This is a genomic window from Streptomyces cinnamoneus, from assembly GCF_014650495.1.
Classification (GTDB): Bacteria; Actinomycetota; Actinomycetes; order Streptomycetales; family Streptomycetaceae; genus Streptomyces; species Streptomyces cinnamoneus.
In genome coordinates, this window is record NZ_BMVB01000017.1 from 1 (window position 1) to 16,229 (window position 16,229).

The 16,229-nt window shown below is 74.7% G+C and carries 14 protein-coding genes and 1 tRNA gene; 4 read left to right on the plus strand and 11 right to left on the minus strand.

The genetic code is table 11. From position 1 onward, the window contains the following. Nucleotides 1–78 precede the first annotated feature (78 nt). Entirely contained in the window at nt 79–1,848 is a 1,770-nt protein-coding gene (locus IE182_RS22105; protein WP_190111628.1) for a putative bifunctional diguanylate cyclase/phosphodiesterase, read from the minus strand. Between the two features lie 429 nt (nt 1,849–2,277). On the opposite strand from IE182_RS22105, the gene IE182_RS22110 reads away from it, so the two are divergent. Next, a complete protein-coding gene (locus tag IE182_RS22110; RefSeq protein WP_190111629.1) occupies nt 2,278–3,519 on the plus strand; it encodes a M6 family metalloprotease domain-containing protein in 1,242 nt (413 codons plus the stop codon). Nucleotides 3,520–3,611: 92 nt separating this feature from the next. On the opposite strand, the gene IE182_RS22115 is transcribed toward IE182_RS22110, so the two are convergent. The 7 genes from IE182_RS22115 to IE182_RS22145 all read right to left on the minus strand — a co-directional run bounded on the left by IE182_RS22115 (nt 3,612) and on the right by IE182_RS22145 (nt 10,014). Next, a tRNA-Lys gene (locus tag IE182_RS22115) sits at nt 3,612–3,685 on the minus strand. A 56-nt stretch (nt 3,686–3,741) separates the two neighbouring features. Beyond that, nucleotides 3,742–4,329, minus strand: a complete 588-nt coding sequence (locus IE182_RS22120) for a bifunctional DNA primase/polymerase (protein ID WP_190111630.1) — start codon at nt 4,327–4,329, stop codon at nt 3,742–3,744. Nucleotides 4,330–4,462: 133 nt separating this feature from the next. Next, nucleotides 4,463–4,831: a DUF8844 domain-containing protein gene (locus IE182_RS22125; RefSeq protein ID WP_190111631.1), complete on the minus strand. Its 369-nt coding sequence runs from the start codon at nt 4,829–4,831 to the stop codon at nt 4,463–4,465. 105 nt (nt 4,832–4,936) lie between these two features. Further along, a complete protein-coding gene (locus IE182_RS22130) occupies nt 4,937–6,289 on the minus strand; it encodes an AAA domain-containing protein (RefSeq protein ID WP_190111714.1) in 1,353 nt (450 codons plus the stop codon). 8 nt (nt 6,290–6,297) lie between these two features. Further along, entirely contained in the window at nt 6,298–7,884 is a 1,587-nt protein-coding gene (locus tag IE182_RS22135) for a hypothetical protein (RefSeq protein WP_190111632.1), read from the minus strand. Continuing rightward, complete coding sequence (locus tag IE182_RS22140; protein ID WP_190111633.1) at nt 7,875–9,104, minus strand: hypothetical protein; 1,230 nt, start codon at nt 9,102–9,104, stop codon at nt 7,875–7,877. Before IE182_RS22140 ends, IE182_RS22135 begins: the two co-directional genes overlap by 10 nt. Further along, nucleotides 9,025–10,014, minus strand: coding sequence for a phosphatase PAP2 family protein (locus IE182_RS22145; protein ID WP_190111634.1), 990 nt, complete (start codon nt 10,012–10,014; stop codon nt 9,025–9,027). The genes IE182_RS22140 and IE182_RS22145 overlap by 80 nt, the downstream gene beginning before the upstream one ends. A 205-nt stretch (nt 10,015–10,219) precedes the next feature. Between IE182_RS22145 and IE182_RS22150 the strand changes: the two genes are divergently transcribed. After that, a complete protein-coding gene (locus IE182_RS22150; RefSeq protein WP_190111635.1) occupies nt 10,220–10,813 on the plus strand; it encodes a histidine phosphatase family protein in 594 nt (197 codons plus the stop codon). Between the two features lie 41 nt (nt 10,814–10,854). Here IE182_RS22150 and IE182_RS22155 read toward each other — a convergent pair whose 3' ends face one another. Then, nucleotides 10,855–12,237: an NsdA family TPR-like regulatory protein gene (locus IE182_RS22155; protein WP_190111636.1), complete on the minus strand. Its 1,383-nt coding sequence runs from the start codon at nt 12,235–12,237 to the stop codon at nt 10,855–10,857. A 278-nt stretch (nt 12,238–12,515) separates the two neighbouring features. Here IE182_RS22155 and IE182_RS22160 point away from each other — a divergent pair, with 278 nt between their 5' ends. After that, nucleotides 12,516–12,977, plus strand: coding sequence for a hypothetical protein (locus IE182_RS22160; RefSeq protein WP_229845013.1), 462 nt, complete (start codon nt 12,516–12,518; stop codon nt 12,975–12,977). Nucleotides 12,978–13,009: 32 nt separating this feature from the next. Further along, entirely contained in the window at nt 13,010–13,879 is an 870-nt protein-coding gene (locus IE182_RS22165) for a spermidine synthase (protein WP_190111637.1), read from the plus strand. Nucleotides 13,880–13,887: 8 nt separating this feature from the next. Here the strand turns inward: IE182_RS22165 and IE182_RS22170 are convergent, their stop codons facing one another. Beyond that, nucleotides 13,888–15,285, minus strand: coding sequence for a GH1 family beta-glucosidase (locus tag IE182_RS22170; protein ID WP_190111638.1), 1,398 nt, complete (start codon nt 15,283–15,285; stop codon nt 13,888–13,890). A gap of 52 nt (nt 15,286–15,337) precedes the next feature. Next, nucleotides 15,338–16,222, minus strand: coding sequence for a carbohydrate ABC transporter permease (locus tag IE182_RS22175; protein WP_190111639.1), 885 nt, complete (start codon nt 16,220–16,222; stop codon nt 15,338–15,340). Nucleotides 16,223–16,229: the final 7 nt, after the last annotated feature.

The window sequence follows — 16,229 nt, forward strand, 5'->3', positions numbered from 1 at the left end:
CAACTACCACCGACCCCACACCGGCATCCACGGCCAAACACCCGCCAGCCGCGTCACCAACCTCACCGAACAACACACCTAGGGCCGCACCCCCGCGCTCAGCAGGGCCGAGATGCGGTCCGCCGGGACCGGCCGGGAGTAGAACCACCCCTGGCCGGTGTCGCAGCCGATGCGACCGAGGCGCTCGGCCTGCTCCGCGCTCTCCACGCACTCCGCCGTGACGGTGAGGCCCAGCCGGTGCGCGAGCTGGACGAGCGCCTCGACGATCGTCTCGTCGGCCGGGTTGGGATGCTCCGCGGCGCGGAAGCCGTGCACGAAGGACCCGTCGAGCTTGAGCGTGGAGACGGGCAGCCGGCTGAGGTAGGCGAGGTTGGAATAGCCGGTGCCGAAGTCGTCGATGGCGATGGCGACGCCCATGTCGCTGAGCGCCTGCAGCTGCTGCAGGGGCCGGCCGGCGGAGCCCATCACCGCCGACTCGGTGAGCTCCAGCTGCAGCAGGCTCGGCGGCAGCCCGGTCTCGGTGAGGATCGCGGCGACGTCCGCGACGAGGTCGGAGTCCCACACCTGGCGCACCGCCACGTTCACGCTGACGACCAGCTGTTCGCCGGGGTGGTCCAGCTGCCAGCGGCGGGCCTGGCGGCAGGCGGTCGCCAGGATCCAGCGGCCGAGCGGCACGATGGCACCCGTCTCCTCCGCCAGTCCGATGAAACGATTGGGCGGGAGCGTGCCGAACTGCGGGTGGTGCCAGCGCACCAGCGCCTCCACCCCGCGCAGGACGCCGTCGCCGAGCCCCACCAACGGCTGGTACTGCAGCGAGAACTCCTCGCGGTCGACGGCCGGGCGCAGCGTGTTGGAGAGGGCCTGCCGGGTCATGCGGTGGGCGTTGCGCTCGGGGTCGAAGAGGGTCCAGCGGGCCTTGCCGTCCGCCTTCGCCCAGTACAGCGTGGTGTCCGCCGCCTGCATCAGCTCGGTGGCGTGGGTGCCGGCCGCCGGGCGCTCGACCACGCCGATGCTGGCCGACACCGCCAGCCGCTGCCCGGCCACCTCGAACGGCCGCGTGAGGTGGGCCTGGACGGACGCGGCGAGGTCGATCAGCTGTTCGGTGCCCGCCGATTCCTCGACCAGCAGCGCGAACTCGTCGCCGCCGAGCCGGGCGACCAGGTGGCCGCCGGGGGCCGCGCACTGCGTCAGCCGCTCGGCCACCGCGCACAGCAGCCGGTCGCCGGCCCGGTGCCCCAGGGTGTCGTTGACGGCCTTGAAGCCGTCCAGGTCGAGGTAGCACAGCCCGATGCGGCCGCTGCGCCCGTCGGCGTCGCGCCGGGCGGCGGCCGTGGCCAGGGCGCCGGCCAGGCGCTCGAAGAACAGGCTGCGGTTGGGCAGCCGGGTGACCGGGTCGTGCATCCGCAGGTGCCGCAGCCGGGCCCGCAGGTCGCGCCGGTCGCTGATGTCGGCCACCGACAGCAGGGCGTCGGGGGTCTCGGGCAGCGGGGTGACGGTCACCTCGGCCCATACGCCCTGGCCGCCGGGCTGCTTGAGCCGGCGGGTGCAGTGGAGCCGGTCGCGGCGGCCGAGCAGCACCTCCCGGTAGGCGCTCCAGGTGCGGGAGTCCTCGCGCAGACCGGTGAACTCGGCGGCGGGGGAGTCCTGGAGCCGCGCGGGGTCGGTGCCCAGCAGGGCGCCGAGGGCGTCGTTGGCGGTGCGTACGAGGCCGTCTCGGCCGACGACGGCCATACCGAGGCGCGCGGCACGGAAGGCGGCGCGGAATTCATTCGAAGTGACGTGACGCTGCGTGACGACTGGCGGCTTTGGACCGGGCTTGCCGCCCTGGCCGTCGAGTGTTCCGCTCAACGCTCGCTCCCGCGTGGCATTCGTCCCGCACGGACCCCGTGCGGGTGTCGTGTGTCTCGTACGCGTGGTGGAAAAGGCGGCAAATGGCCGCCTGTAGGGGGATTCTGTGCTCGAAGTGTGGCGAGCATAGAGCCCGCGCAGGGACCGTTCCAGCGGCCCGGCCGTGAGCGGGGGAGCCGTCGGCATGGGTCCGACCGTTTCTGACCGCCCATGCACGCCTGTGCGCACTCACGCCCGAGACTGCCGGGCGGTTCTTATCGACCATCTTTCGCGACTGACCATCCGTGACTGAGTGTGATGTACCCAGAAGTCGGCTTAGTCACTCGACTGGGGTAGTGAAACGGGGCATAACACCGCAAATAACAAGAGGGTGGGTGAGGTCTCCCAATTCCGTCCCCGGAGGTCGACGTGGTGCGTCCGCTGACACCCATGGGAGTGGACCGGCCGCGGCCGCGCCGCGCGGAACGGTCCCGGCTGCGCCGCCTGGGCGCCGTGCTCACCTGCCTGTGCGCGATCGCCACGACCATGGTCGCCGCCCCGGCGCACGCGGCGGGGCCCGGCGGTCCCTGCGCGCTGCCGCGCAGTCAGGCGCACCACTCCGAGGGGGTGGACACCTGGAACCCGGACTACCCGCGGCCCGTCGGCCGGCTCGACGCGGTCATGATCTTCCTGTCGTTCCCGGACGCCAGGCCCACCGTCTCCCCCGACCGGCTCGCCGCCGACCACTTCCCCGCCACGTCCCGCTTCTTCGAGCGGGCCTCCTACGGACGGTTCTCGCTCCGCGTCCATCCGGTGAAGCGCTGGTTCCAGATGCCCCACACCTCCGGCGAGTACCACATACAGCGCGACTGGGACGGCGACCGGCGCTCGGCCTACCTGCGGGACGCCATCGCCGCCGCCGACCGCTCCGTGGACTTCCGGCGCTACAGCCTCGTCTACCTCGTCGCCGACCCCGACGCCCCCGGGGTCGACTCCGACGCCACCAAGGTCGTCAACCTGGAGGAGCCCATCCGCGTCGACGGCAGCGACCTGCGGCGCGTCGTGACGGTCTTCGAGCACCACCCGCCGGACCGCAACGTCCTCGCCCACGAGACCGGGCACGTACTGGACCTGCCCGATCTCTACCACCGGCCCACCGACGGCAAGGGCGACTGGGACACCCACGTCGGCGACTGGGACCTCATGGGCAGCCAGTTCGGACTCGCCTCCGAACCCTTCGGCTGGCACAAGTGGAAGCTCGGCTGGCTGACCCCGCGCCAGGTCGACTGCGTCAACGCCCCGGGCTCCGCCCTGCACACCCTCCAGCCGCTGGAGAGCCCCATGCACCCCGGCACGGACGCCCGCACCCGCATGGTCGTGGTCCGTACGGGCGCGACCACCGCCGTCGTCGTCGAGGCGCGCGGCGCCTTCGGCAACGACGCGGCCACCTGTACCGAGGGAGTGCTGGTCTACCGGGTGCGCAGCGACACCGCCTCCGGCGGCGGGCCCATCCAGGTGCTCGACGGCCACCCGGGCGGCCACGCCTGCTGGGGCCAGTCCGTCTACCCGCCGCTGGCCGACGCCCCCCTGGGCCCGGGCGAGTCCCTGGGCTCCGTCGCGGACGGGGTCCGGGTGGAGGTGCGGGGGCACACGGCGACGGGGGCCTGGACGGTGAAGGTGAGCCGGGGGTGACGGTCGGCGCCGTCGGGGCCCGGCGGGTGTGCGGCGCCTCGCGGGCGTACGACGAAGGGCCTCATCTTTCGATGAGGCCCTTCGTCTGTCGGTGCGCCGCCAGGGACTCGAACCCCGGACCCGCTGATTAAGAGTCAGCTGCTCTAACCAACTGAGCTAGCGGCGCCTGCTGACGTGGAAAACTTTAGCACCCCGATCCGGTGGAAAGAAAATCCGTATGTTTCAGCCCCGCGCCGGCATGGGTACAGGGGCCGCCGAGCCCGCCCGGGCGGCCCGTACGCAGGCCCACAGCAGCGCGTCCGCGGCCGGCAGCCAGGGGTGGCGGGTCTCCGGGGCCACCAACCAGCGGGTCGTGGCGGGAGCGGGCTCGCTCTCCTCGGGCTGGGGAAGCAGCGGCGGGACGGTCACGGCGTCCCCCGGGCCGTAGGAGAGCAACTGGGGCATGGCCCCCTCGCTCCCCGCGCCCTGGACCCACTCCTCCCAGCCGAGCAGGGCGGGCAGCCGCTGGGCCGTTCCGGGGGCGGCGAACAGCAGCAGTATCCCGCGGTGCGCCGCCACCGGGCCGGAACCGGGCCCGGTGGGCGACCACAGCTGGTCGAGCATCCGGCGGCCGAACAGCGTCGGCGCGCCGATCACGTCGAACACCGTGCCGCAGGGCAGCACAGCCGTGGCCTGGGCGCTGCCGGCCCACAGGGCGTGCACGGAGGCGGGGAACCGGCTGGCGGAGGCGAGCCAGTCGGCACCGGCGGGGGTGACGCCGGCGGCGGGCCGGTGGCGGACGGGGCGCGGAGGGTGCGGCCAGGAGCTCATGGCCCTATCGTCGGCGGCGCAGTGGGGTCGGTCCGGGGTAGTTGCCGGAAATCGGGACAGGGCCGTGGGCCGTGCGCTACCTTGTGCGCCGCATATGCCAACGGCCCATGGTCGGGACCATGGGCCGTACGGGTCAGTCGACCGCGGTGTTGCTGCCGCGCTGCAGCTCGCGGCCGAACTCGACCATCTTCTTCGCGTAGTCCTCGCTCCATTCGGCGCGCTCGGCGATCACCGCCGTCGGCAGTCTGTCGAAGCGCCGGGGATCGGCGAGCTGAGCCGCTGCCACCGCCTGGTACTCCGTCGCCCGGTCCGCTGCCGCGCGGAAGGCCAGCGCCAGCTCCGTGGAGCGGGTCAGCAGCTCACGCGGGTCCTCGATCGATTCGAGGTCGAAGAAGTGCTCGGGATCGGCGACGGCCTCGGGTGGTTCGAAGAGCAGCTGCGCGGGCTTCAGGCGGCGCTGGGCACTGTCCTGCGCGCCGGGAGCCTGCTTCGGCTCGCACATGTACATACCTCCAGAATCGTCTGCACCGTCATCCATTGTCCTGCCGCGCGCAAGTGCGCCCCCGCTCCCTCCCCGGGATCCAGCCGCCCCCCAGCCCGCCGCGCGTCACGGCCGCCAGGCCACCCGGTGCTCCGCCAGATGGGCCAGCACCGCGTGGTTCGCCTCCCATCCGTCCGGGAACTTCACCGTCACTCCCAGCTGCACCGGGTCCGTCGAGGGGTGCTCGTCCAGCAGCCGGTCGACGCCCGCCCGGCACACCACGATGCACGCGTGCCGGTGCCGCGACGCCAGCACGCACAGGCGGCCCGTCTCCAGGTGGAAGGCCGTGGCGTCCGGGCGCCCCGACAGCGGGTGCAGCACGACCGTCACGTCGAACTCCCGGCCCTGGAGCCGGTTGGCCGTGTCCACCGTGACCCCGCCCGGCCCCGGGTCCACGCCCAGGCCCGCGAGCGCCGCGCGCACCGCCGCGGCCTGGTCGCGGTGGGCCGTGCCGACCGCGACGCGGTCCGCCGTGAGCGGCACCGGGTCGGGGGATCGCTCGCTGGTCACGGCGCCGCCGCGGTCCAACAGGCGGCGCACGACCAGCGCCACCGCGCCGACCGCCTCCGGGTCCGTGCGCGGGGTGTGGCGGGCGGGCAGCTCCAGCAGGCCCCAGCCCGTCCCGGCCGCTTCGTCCAGCACCCGGTCCGGCCCGGAGCCGTCGGAGGCCACGGCGAACGCCATCCGGCGCTCGCCGTGGCCCGTGCCGCTGCGGAAGGGCGTGTACGGATAGAACGCGTCCGAGACCAGCGGCGCGGCGGAGGCGGGCAGCCGCCACGACACCGGCAGCCGGTGCTGCGGCAGGTCCGGATTGTGCGCGAGGAGCGTGGAGACCGCGCTCGCCGACGGGTCGTACGACAGCCCCGCCCACTGCTCGGCCCCCACCACGCTGAACGGGTCCAGCTGGCCGGGATCGCCCACGAACAGGGCCCGCTCGAACAGGCCCGCCACCGCGAGCAGCGCGTCCGAGCGCATTTGGTACGCCTCGTCGACGATCGCGTGCCCCCACGGCTCGGCGACCTTGGTGTGGGCCCACTTCGCGGCCGTGGAGACGACGACGTCCAGCCCGGCGAGCTCCGCCACCCGCGCGGACGGCACGACGTGGTCGAACGCGTCGAGCGCCGGGTCGTAGGGGTGCCGGTCACTGCTGTGCAGACGGCCGACGGGCAGCCCGGGATCCTGCTCGGCCAGGCGCAGCACGAGGTCGTCGACCTGGGCGTTGGTCTGCGCGACGATCATCAGGGGCCGGCCCGCGGCGGCCAGCTCGCGCGCCGCACGCACCACCAGCGTCGACTTGCCGGCGCCCGGCGGGGAGTCCACGACGACGCCGCGGTGCGGGCTGTGCAGCGTGTCGCGCAGGATGGCGTCCGTGGCCGCTGCCGCCGCCCCGGCGGGGTCGAAGGCGCGCCCGGGCGCCATGCGTACGGTCACAGACGGTCCTCCGCGGTCACGGGGTCGGGGGCCTCGGCGACGGCGGCCGGCGGGCCGCCGTGGGTCCAGGGGGTCTGCTCGGGGTCGGGCAGGTCGGGGCCGCCCCTGGGCGCATGGTCGAAGAGTGTCCAGCACACGTGGTGGCCCGGCTCGGGCACCGAACCCGTGTCGGGCACTTTTCCGCGCCCCATTCCGCCGGTCAGTCGTACGGTCAGCGTGCCGCCGGGCCCGTACGCGACGAACTCCGCGGACTGCGTCCTGCCGTCCGGCAGCGCGCGGTGCAGCGTCGCGCCGTCGGCGACGTGCGGGCCGTCCGCCGTGCGGAGCGTCACCAGCGGGCGGGGACGGGCCACCTTGGCCTGCGTGTACTCCATCACCACCTCGGTGACCTCGCCGGCGAAGGCTTCGCCCGCCAGCCGCCGCGCCGCCATCACCAGCGGGTCGTCCAGTGCCTCCTGGGCGTCCAGCCGCGCCTGCGCGGTCTCCCGGGCGGCGAGCTTGCGGGCCGCGGTGACGGCGTCGTCCCGCCGGGGCTGCGGGGGCTCGCCGGCGCGGACGCGGTCGCGGTGCCCGGTGTACGACCAGCGGTCGCGCTTCCAGCGCTCGGCGACGTGCGCGCCCTCGGGCAGCGCGCGCAGCAGGTCGACACCGTGCCACACGGCGTCCCAGGTGGGGCGCAGCTGGGACGCCAGGAGCTCGCGGAGCGCACGGTCGGCGTCGGCCAGCGCCTCCTGGGCGGCCGCGAAGCGGTGCGGGGCCGCTTCGAGCGCCTCGGTGCGGGCCCGGTCGTAACGGGTGACGGCCGGGGCCAGCCGCTTGTTGTCGAAGACCGGGTCCGTCGCCGGGCCGGCGGGCGGGTGGATGAGCAGGCCGTCCGCGTCGCGCTCCAGCTCCGCCCGCAGGGCCGCCTGCCCGCCGGGCATCCCGTCCGGCGGATCGATCCAGGCGAGCAGCGCTCCCAGGTGCTGGTCCTCCAGCGCGCTCTGGCCCGTCGCCCAATGGCGGCCCAGCAGCTGCGTCATGGCCAGCAGCAGCGACGAGCCCGGCACGTGGGCCCGCTCCCCGAAGTGCGTCAGCCAGCGGCCCAGCAGCGGCACGCGCGGGGGCGCGGGGTGGGGGGCGTCGGGGTCCTGCTCGGCGGTGCGCCGGAAGCGCATGGAGCGGCCGAGCAGTCGTACGTACTCCACGCCCGCGGCGCTCGGCACCAGCAGCTGCGGGGCGTCGGCGCACAGCTCGACCTCGACCGGCACCTTCCGGCCGGTCTCCGGGTCGGTCTCCTTGCGCTCCTCGTGCTCCACGGCGTCGCCGTACGCCTCGACGTACGGCAGCATCGCGTCGGCCAGCTCCGCGAGGAACGCGAACCGCATGTCCCGGTCGCGCGGCTGCGCCACCACCAGCAGCCGGGGCGCGTCCCGCTCGGTGCCGACGAGCGCGCCCAGCGGCGCCCCCGCCTCGCCGGCCGTGGTGAGCGGCACGAACACCAGCGGCCGCGCGGCGAGGTGGCGGTGCCGCACGGTGGCCAGCGGCCGGGCCCGCCCCTCGCGCACGGCCTCCATGCGGGCGAGCGTGCCGATCAGTGACACGGGAGCTCCTTCCGGGCGGCCGGCACCGGTTCGGCGCCGCACGGCGCGAGCGCCTCGGCCCGCAGTGCCGCCGCGCGGCGCAGGGCGGCCACGGCGGGGTCGTCGGGGTCGCCGGCCTCTCCGGCCGCGGCCGCCAGGACGGACTCGATCGTGGTCAGGCCGCCCAGCTCGGCGCGGGCCCCGCGGCCCAGCGTCTGCACCGAGCCCTCCGCCCGGGCCCGGGCGCGGCAGTGGAAGGCCAGCTCGCAGGCGGCCAGGCACTCCGGCGCGTAGGCCGGTGCCACCGCGTCGAGCGCCTCGGCCAGCTCGCCGGACGGGCGCCGCGGCGTGCGGCCGTCGTCGGCCAGGCACAGATCGAAGCTGGTGCCCTCCGGCAGGGCGGCGGCGATGTCGGCCACGCCGGTGAGCCGGCCGAGCTGGCGGCGCGTCGTGGCGAGCTGCTTGCGGATGTCGACGAGGGCGGCGTCGGGGACGTTGGAGAAGTCCTTGGGACAGACCAGCAGGACCTCATGGCGCACCGTGGCGCCGGAGGCCACGCGCCCGGCCAGGGGCTCCAGGGCGAGCGCGTACACCGCCGCCTGCCGGGCGGCCGCGCCCACCTTCGCGGCGTCGGCCGAGCCGTCGACCATGGCGAAGGACTTGATCTCGACGACCGTCCAGCTGCCGTCGGGGTGGACGACCACCGCGTCCGGCTCCAGGTAGGCGGGCGTCCCGGCGACGTCCATGGCCAGCAGGGGGTGGTCCAGCAGCGTCCACCGGCCGGCGGCCGTGGCCTCGCGCAGGGCCAGGGCCGTCCGGGCCGTGCGGCCCTCGGGCCCGGCGGCGGTGAGGTCGGGGATGCGGACGTCGTCCGGCCCGGGCGGCGGGGCCGCCGCGGCGGCCCCGGCCAGACGCGCGTGGAGCAGCCGGACGAGCTCCGTGCCACCGTCCGCCTTGACGCGCGCCTCGAAGGCGTGGCCGCGGACGAACGCGAACTGGGACTGCCCGAACGTCGCCGGTGAGCCGAGGGCCCGCGCGAGGGCGGCCTTGTCCACACCGGCGCCGTCGAGGAGGGCGCGGCGGTGGCAGCCGGGGTTGGCGGCCAGCGCGGCGAGCGCGCGGGCGTCCAGCGGGAGGGGCGCGACCGAGGGGCCGCGCAGCTCAGCGAGCCGCTGCCGCAGCGTCGTCGGCGCGGTCGTCCCCGGCCTCGCCCCGGGCCTGCTGTCGAGGGATCTGGTCACTGGCGTCCGCCTCGCGAAGTCTCTCCGGCGCCCCCGGCCGGCCCGCTCCGGCGGGGGAGCCGGCGGCGGTCGTCCGGGGAAGCGCTGTACCCGCGGAAGTCTCGCACCCGGCACTGACAATCGCGGGCGTCCCGGTGATTTCGCCGTCCGTCGCGCCGGTGAAGCGGTCGCGGATGCGGGCGGTGAGCCGCAGCGCGGGGCGGGCCAGCAGGTAGCCGATGCCCATGACGCCGGCTCCGGCGGCGGCGTCGAGGAAGTAGTGGTTGGCGGTGCCCATCACGATGAGGGTGATCAGGAGCGGGTAGGCGACGCCGGCGATCCGCGCCCAGGCGGCGCGGCTGTGGCGCCAGAGCACGGCACCGCACCACAGGGCCCAGCCGACGTGCAGGCTCGGCATGGCCGCGTACTGGTTGGTGAGCCCGCCGAGGCCGCGCGGGGCGCTGGCGTCGCCGCCCCACCAGCCGTACTCCGAGTACTGGTGCATGGTGTCGACGAAGCCGTAGGAGCCGTCGAGGAGCCGGGGCGGGCAGGTGGGCAGGAGCGTGAATCCGATGAGGCCGATGAGGGTGGAGATCATCAGCCAGGTCCGCATCCGCCGGTAGTGGTCGGGGCGGCGCCGGAAGAGCCAGACCAGGAGGGCCGGGGTGAGGAGGTAGTGCAGGGCGGCGTAGGCGAAGTCGGCGGGTATGCCGATCGAGGCATGATCGGTGAACAGCCGGTTGAGCGGGTGCTCGAAGTTTATTCGGAACGTTTTTTCAAGATCGAGGATTGCCAGGCCGTGATCCACGGCCGACTGGACATCGCCTCGGACCAGCAGCCGTCCCGCCGAGTACAGCCCGTACACCACGGCTATCAGAGGCAGTTCGGTCCACCAGCGCGGCCGCTTGCCTCGTGGTGCGGTGCGGTACATGCGGACGGCTCTCCATTTGTTCAGGCGACCAAAAAGCGCGCTTGCAACCGTACGGTGTACGCCACATTGCTCGCACACCGCCCCGGCATTCACTCGAACACCGAGGTGCTCGGGGGGAGACGCCCCGATCGCCCCGAGGGTTGCCTGGGTGTGACGTGAGTGATGATGGACGCGGAACGTCATCGAAATGTTGGAGGGGCCCGCCATGGCACCGCGCATCCTGCTGGCCCGGCACGGACAGACGGAGTGGTCGCTGTCCGGGAAGCACACCGGCCGCACGGACATCCCGCTGCTGGACGAGGGCCGGCGCGGCGCCAAGCTGCTGGGCGAGCGGCTGCACCGGGCGCCCTGGGACGCCCTGCCGGGCACGGAGGTCCGCACCAGCCCGCTGGTGCGCGCCAAGGAGACCTGCGAGCTGGCCGGCTTCGGTGACCGGGCCGCCGAGTGGGACGCGCTCATGGAGTGGGACTACGGCGCCTACGAGGGCATGACCCCGGCCGAGATCAAGGCGGGCCGCCCCGACTGGCTCATCTGGCGCGACGGCGTCCCCGAGGGCGAGACCCGGGCGGAGATCTCCGCGCGGGCCGACGAGGTCGTGGCCTGGGCCCGCGAGGCCGACCGCGACGTGCTGATCTTCGCCCACGGCCACATCCTGCGCACCATCGCGGCACGCTGGCTGGGCGAGGACGTCTTCTTCGGCTCCCGCATCCGCCTCGACCCCACGTCGCTGTCCGTCCTCGGCTGGGCCTACGGCGCCCCTGCGCTGGAGCGCTGGAACGACACGGGCCACCTCGCCTGACGACACGGGCCACCCCGCCCGACGGCGCGGGCCCCGGGGGCTCACGCCGACCGTGCGGCCATCCGGTGGCGGGCCAGGAACGACGCCACCGCAGGGTTGGCCGCGTGCCGCCCGAGCAGCTGTGTCGTGGCCGAGAGCATGCCGCGGATGCGGGCCGACCGGACCTGGCCCAGCAGGCTCAGCGCCCGCCCGCCCGCGGCGGCGGCCTCGTCCGGGGCGCCGCCCCGGGCCAGGTCGCCCGCCAGCTGCGCCGTGTAGAGGGCGGTGTTCCGGGCGAAGTGCGGGTCCTGCAGACCGACCGCCCGCTCCGCGTGCTCCGCCGCGCGCCGCCAGTCGCCCAGCGCCGACCAGCACTGCGACTCCAGCCCCTCCAGCTCCGCCTCGCCGAAGAAGCTCATCCACTCCGGGTCCGCCTCGCAGGTGCCCCGGTCGAACAGCGCCCGCGCCCGCAGCAGCGCCTCCTCCGTCGCCGCCCGGTCCTCCAGCAGGGCCCAGCCGCCCGCCTCGCGCAGGGCCAGCAGGGACAGCAGCCGCGCCGACCCCAGCCGCTGCCCCGCCCGCTGCGCCGCCTGCGCGGCGCGCACGGCCTCGCGCGGACGCCCCGCGTCCCGCGCCAGGAAGGCGGTGTTGCAGAAGGCGTGCGCCTCCAGCGCCGGATCCCCCGCGACCCGCGCGGTGGCCAGGGCCTCCGCGTAGTGCGAACGGGCGTCGGAGAACCGGCCCGAGTCATGGGCCAGCCAGCCGACGGAGATCGCCAGCTCACCCGCCCCCGCGTGCAGCCGGTCCGCCACCGACCGCCGCCGCGTCTGGGCGTCGAGCAGCTCGTACGCCGCCTTCAGCGGGCGGGTGGCGCGCCGGTACAGCCCGTCGGCACCGTGCCGGTCGTCGAGCAGCCGGATGCGCCGCACGGCCTGCTCCACGGCGGCGGCCTCGGCCGCGCCCGCGTGGCGCGGCGGGGATGCCAGGGCGGCCGGGGCGGGGCCCAGGGAGGCTACGGCCACGGCGGCCGTACCAGTGGTCATGAACGCGCGACGCAACACGTCGCTCTCCTCGGTGCTGTCGAAGGTGTCGTCCACCGCACCGGAGGTACGGCTTTCGGCCGGGCTCTCGGATGGCCCGGGGGGCGCGGAGCCCTGCTTGCGCGCCCCCCGTCCGCGCACCGCCTCGCGCGGCGCGAAGCCCATGTCCGCCGGTTCGAGGCCGGGGAACATATGCCTGAACACCCGTTCGTAGGCGTAGTTGGGGCAGCGGATCTCGCCCGACTCGACGCGCCCGACGTAGCGCGCGTCACAGGAGACGTGTTCACCGATCTCCCGGGCCGCCCGGCGCACCGCCGCCGCGAACTCGCCTGGTGAGCGCTGCCCGCGCAGCTCCCGGAAGGCGGTGTTCGGGCGCGGTGACGAGGACGCGCTGTGCGACGCCATGGCGGACCCTCTCCCTGGCGAGCCGCCCCTCGGGCAACCCGCGGGGCGGGCGGCTGTGCTGCCGTGTGGCGTGATGACCGTACCGGCTGCGCCGGGGCGCCAAGGTCCGGTTTGGCTACAAAACGGATATCCCACCTGTCATCCGCCATGAACTGCCATCCTTTGCAGCGGCATGGCGCCGTAGCCGTTGACGCCCTGGGCCGTTGAACCCCGTGAAGCATGAGCGCGGGCTCGATGTGGACCCGACGCGGACGGCGCGGCGTGAGGAGGGGTTTCCCGTGGCGGAGGCCGGACTGGACATCGGCGGCGGTTCGCGGACGACGGCTCTGCACCAGCCGCGTCAGGACCGCAGCCCCTCCCCGTACCCGCCCCCGCCCGCCGGTGAGGACGGCCGCCCGTGCGACCTCGTCACCGTCCCCGCCCGCCAGGGGCTGGAGGCGGTGGACATCCTGCGGCTGCGCGACGGCGTCGGTCCCGTCCTGCACGACGGCGACTGCGACACCCTCGGCTTCCTCGTGCCGGCCGGCACGGCGGACGGCTGGGACGTGCCGGGCAGCGCCTGCACCCAGACCTACGGGCGCGGGCTGCGCACCGGCGCCTTCGCCGAGCCGCCCGTCACCGGCACCGGCTGGCTCGTCGCGCCGGATGCCGCCTACGGTGCCGCCACCGACCCCGTGGTGCTGCGCGCCGCACTCGGCGAGGCCGCCCGCACCATCGAGGCCGTCGACCGCTGCCGTTAAGCCGGCCCGTCGGCACCGGCGATACTGGACGGGTGGCGAAGGGCAAGCAGAAACAGACGCGCGGGCGCACCGCGGAAGCGATATCCGCGCAGGTGGCGGGCGGTCTCGCGGAGCTGGTGCCCGACCGCGACCGGCCGCGCGCCCGCACCCTCCTGATCGACGGGGCCCCGCAGTCCCACGTGGACCTCGACGACCCCGCGCACCTGGACTTCTCCTACCAGCGCCGGCTCGGCCACATCGCCGACCTCGTCGCGCCGCCCGGCAAGCCCGTCCAGGCGCTGCACCTGGGCGGCGGCGCGTTCACCCTCGCCCGCTACATCGCCGCCACCCGGCCCCGCTCCACCCAGCAGATCGTCGAGATCGACGCCCCGCTCGTGCAGTTCGTCCGCGCCGAGCTGCCGCTGGAGAGCGGCTGGCGCATCCGGGTGCGCGGCGGCGACGCCCGCGAGGGGCTCGCCAAGGTGCCGGACGGCTGGGCGGATCTGATCATCGCGGACGTCTTCAGTGGCGCCCGCACCCCCGCCCACCTGACCAGCACCGAGTTCACGGCCGAGGTGCGGCGCGCACTGCGCCCGGGCGGCTTCTACGCCGCGAACCTCGCCGACGGCCCGCCGCTCGCCCACCTCAAGGCGCAGATCGCGACCGTACGGACCGTCTTCCCGGAGCTGTGCCTGACTGCCGACCCGGCGGTGCTGCGCGGCCGCCGCTTCGGCAACGCCGTCCTGCTCGCCGCCGACCGCGAGCTGCCCGTCGCCGAGCTCACCCGCCGGGCCGCCACCGACCCGCACCAGGGGCGGGTCGAACACGGCCGCGCCCTCGACGACTTCACCGGTGGCGCCGCGCCCGTCACCGATGCCGACGCCAGGCCCTCGCCCGCGCCGCCGCCCTCGGTCTTCGAGTAGCCGCGGCCTCAGCAGGGCGGCAGCTGACCGGTGCGGATCAGGCGGGCGTACCAGTCGGCGCTGGACTTGGGGATACGGGCCTGGGTGGCGTAGTCGACGTAGACCGCGCCGAAGCGCTTGCTGTAGCCGTACGCCCATTCGAAGTTGTCCAGGAGGGACCACAGGAAGTAGCCGCGCACGTCCGCGCCGTCGTCCAGGGCGCGCAGCACGGCCTCCAGGTGGGCGTGCAGGTAGGCGATGCGTTCGGGGTCGTGCACCGTGCCGTCCGCGCCCGGCTTGTCGTCGTAGGCGGCACCGTTCTCGGTGATGATCAGCGGCAGGTCCGGGGCCTCGCGGGCGAAGCGCATCAGCAGGTCGTAGAGGCCGGTGGGGTCGACGGACCAGCCCATCGCGGTCCGCTTGCCCGGCGGCTGGTGGAAGGCCACGCCGTCCGCGCCCGGCCAGGGGGAGCGCTCGCCGCCGTGGCCGTCGGCGCGGGCGGGGCGGCTGTCAGTGGCGGCTGATACCACTGACGGTGCGTAGTAGTTGATGCCCAACGCGTCGAGGGGGTGCTTGATGACGTCCGGATCGCCGTCGCGCACGAACGCCCAGTCGGTGATCGCCGCCGTGTCGGCCAGCAGGTCGGCGGGGTACGCGCCGCGCAGCATGGGCTCGGTGAAGATACGCGTGGAGAGGGCGTCGATGCGGCGCCGGGCGTCCGCGTCCGCGGGGGAGGGCGTACGGGCGCGTACGGCGCCGGTGTTGAGGGCGACGGTCAGCAGCGCCCGGGCGGGAAGGACGGCCCGCAGCGCCTGGGCACCCAGCCCGTGGGCGAGGTTGAGGTGGTGGGCGGCGCGCAGGGCGGCCTCGTCGTCGGTGCGGCCGGGGGCGTGCACCCCGGAGGCGTAGCCGAGGAAGGCGCTGCACCAGGGCTCGTTGAGGGTGGCCCACAGATCGACGCGGTCGCCCAGTGCCTCGCCGACCAGGTGCGCGTAGTCGGCGAAGCGGTGCGCCGTCTCGCGCTCGGGCCAGCCGCCGGCGTCCTCCAGCTCCTGCGGCAGGTCCCAGTGATAGAGGGTCAGCACCGGCCTGATGTCGTGGGAGAGGAGGTCGTCGACGAGCGCCCGGTAGAAGTCGAGCCCGCGCCGGGAGGCGGGCCCGCGGCCGGTGGGCTGGACGCGCGGCCAGGAGACGGAGAAGCGGTAGGCCCCCAGCCCCAGCCCGGCCATCAGGCGCACGTCCTCCTGGCGGCGGTGGTAGTGGTCGGTGGCGACGTCCCCGGTGTCGCCGCCCTGCACCCGGCCGGGGGTGCGGGCGAAGGTGTCCCAGATGGACGGGGTGCGCCCGTCCTCCCGGGCGGCGCCTTCGACCTGGTAGGCGGCGGTCGCGGCACCCCAGAGGAAGCCGGACGGAAAGTTCACGGTCACGAGAGCGCTCCGGGAGGTGGGAGAGGACGAGGACGTGGAGGAGGGGACGGGATCAGCCCTTGACCGCACCCCGCATGATGCCGCCCACGATCTGTCTGCCGAAGAGCGTGAAGGCGAGCAGCAGCGGCAGGGTGCCCAGCAGTGCACCGGCCATGACGACGGCCTGGTCGGGGACGTAGCCGCGGCCGAGTCCGGTGAGGGCCACCTGCACGGTCGGGTTCTCCTGGGTCAGCGCGATCACGGGCCAGAAGAAGTCGTTCCACGCCTGGACGAACGAGAGCATGCCCAGCACGGCCATGGCCGGCCGGGCGACGGGGAGGACCACGTGCCACACCACGCGCCAGCTGCTCGCGCCGTCGACGCGGGCCGCCTCGACCAGCTCGGTGGGCAGCGCCTCGACGAGGTACTGACGCATGAAGAAGACGCCGAAGGCGCTGACCAGGGTGGGGAGGACGACGGACTGCAGCTGGTCGGTCCAGCCGAGCCGGGCGACGACGAGGAACAACGGCACCACGCTCAGCTGCGGCGGGACCATCATCGTGCCGACGGTCAGCAGGAGCAGGGCCCTGCGGAAGCGGAAGCGCAGCTTGGCGAGGGCGAAGCCGGCGACGGTGGAGAAGAGCACGGTGCCCAGCGCGACCATCCCGGCGACCAGGGTCGTGTTGAACAGCGCGAGGCCCATGTTGGCGTCGGTCCACGCCGAGCCGAGGTTCTCCAGGAGGTTGCCGCCGAACCACAGGGGCGGTGGGGTGCGGGCCAGGCGGGCGTTGTCGCGGGAGGCCGCGACCGCCGTCCACACCAGGGGGAGGAGCGAGCCGGCGGTGAAGAGCGTCAGCACGGCGTAGACGAGGGGCCCGCCGTGCAGCTGCCGCCCCGCACGGGGTGCCGGGACGACGCGCCGCGCCGCGGTCGTGGGCCTCGGGCCGGCGGGGTTCACGGCCTTG

Bases quoted from the DNA above. Each gene is read 5' to 3' on its own strand.
- IE182_RS22130 (WP_190111714.1), bottom strand. From the start codon at position 6,289: ATGGCGCCCGGGCGCGCCTTCGACCCCGCCGGGGCGGCGGCAGCGGCC.
- IE182_RS22120 (WP_190111630.1), bottom strand. From the start codon at position 4,329: ATGAGCTCCTGGCCGCACCCTCCGCGCCCCGTCCGCCACCGGCCCGCC.
- IE182_RS22145 (WP_190111634.1), bottom strand. From the start codon at position 10,014: ATGTACCGCACCGCACCACGAGGCAAGCGGCCGCGCTGGTGGACCGAA.
- IE182_RS22155 (WP_190111636.1), bottom strand. From the start codon at position 12,237: ATGGCGTCGCACAGCGCGTCCTCGTCACCGCGCCCGAACACCGCCTTC.
- IE182_RS22110 (WP_190111629.1), top strand. From the start codon at position 2,278: ATGGGAGTGGACCGGCCGCGGCCGCGCCGCGCGGAACGGTCCCGGCTG.
- IE182_RS22150 (WP_190111635.1), top strand. From the start codon at position 10,220: ATGGCACCGCGCATCCTGCTGGCCCGGCACGGACAGACGGAGTGGTCG.
- IE182_RS22125 (WP_190111631.1), bottom strand. From the start codon at position 4,831: ATGTGCGAGCCGAAGCAGGCTCCCGGCGCGCAGGACAGTGCCCAGCGC.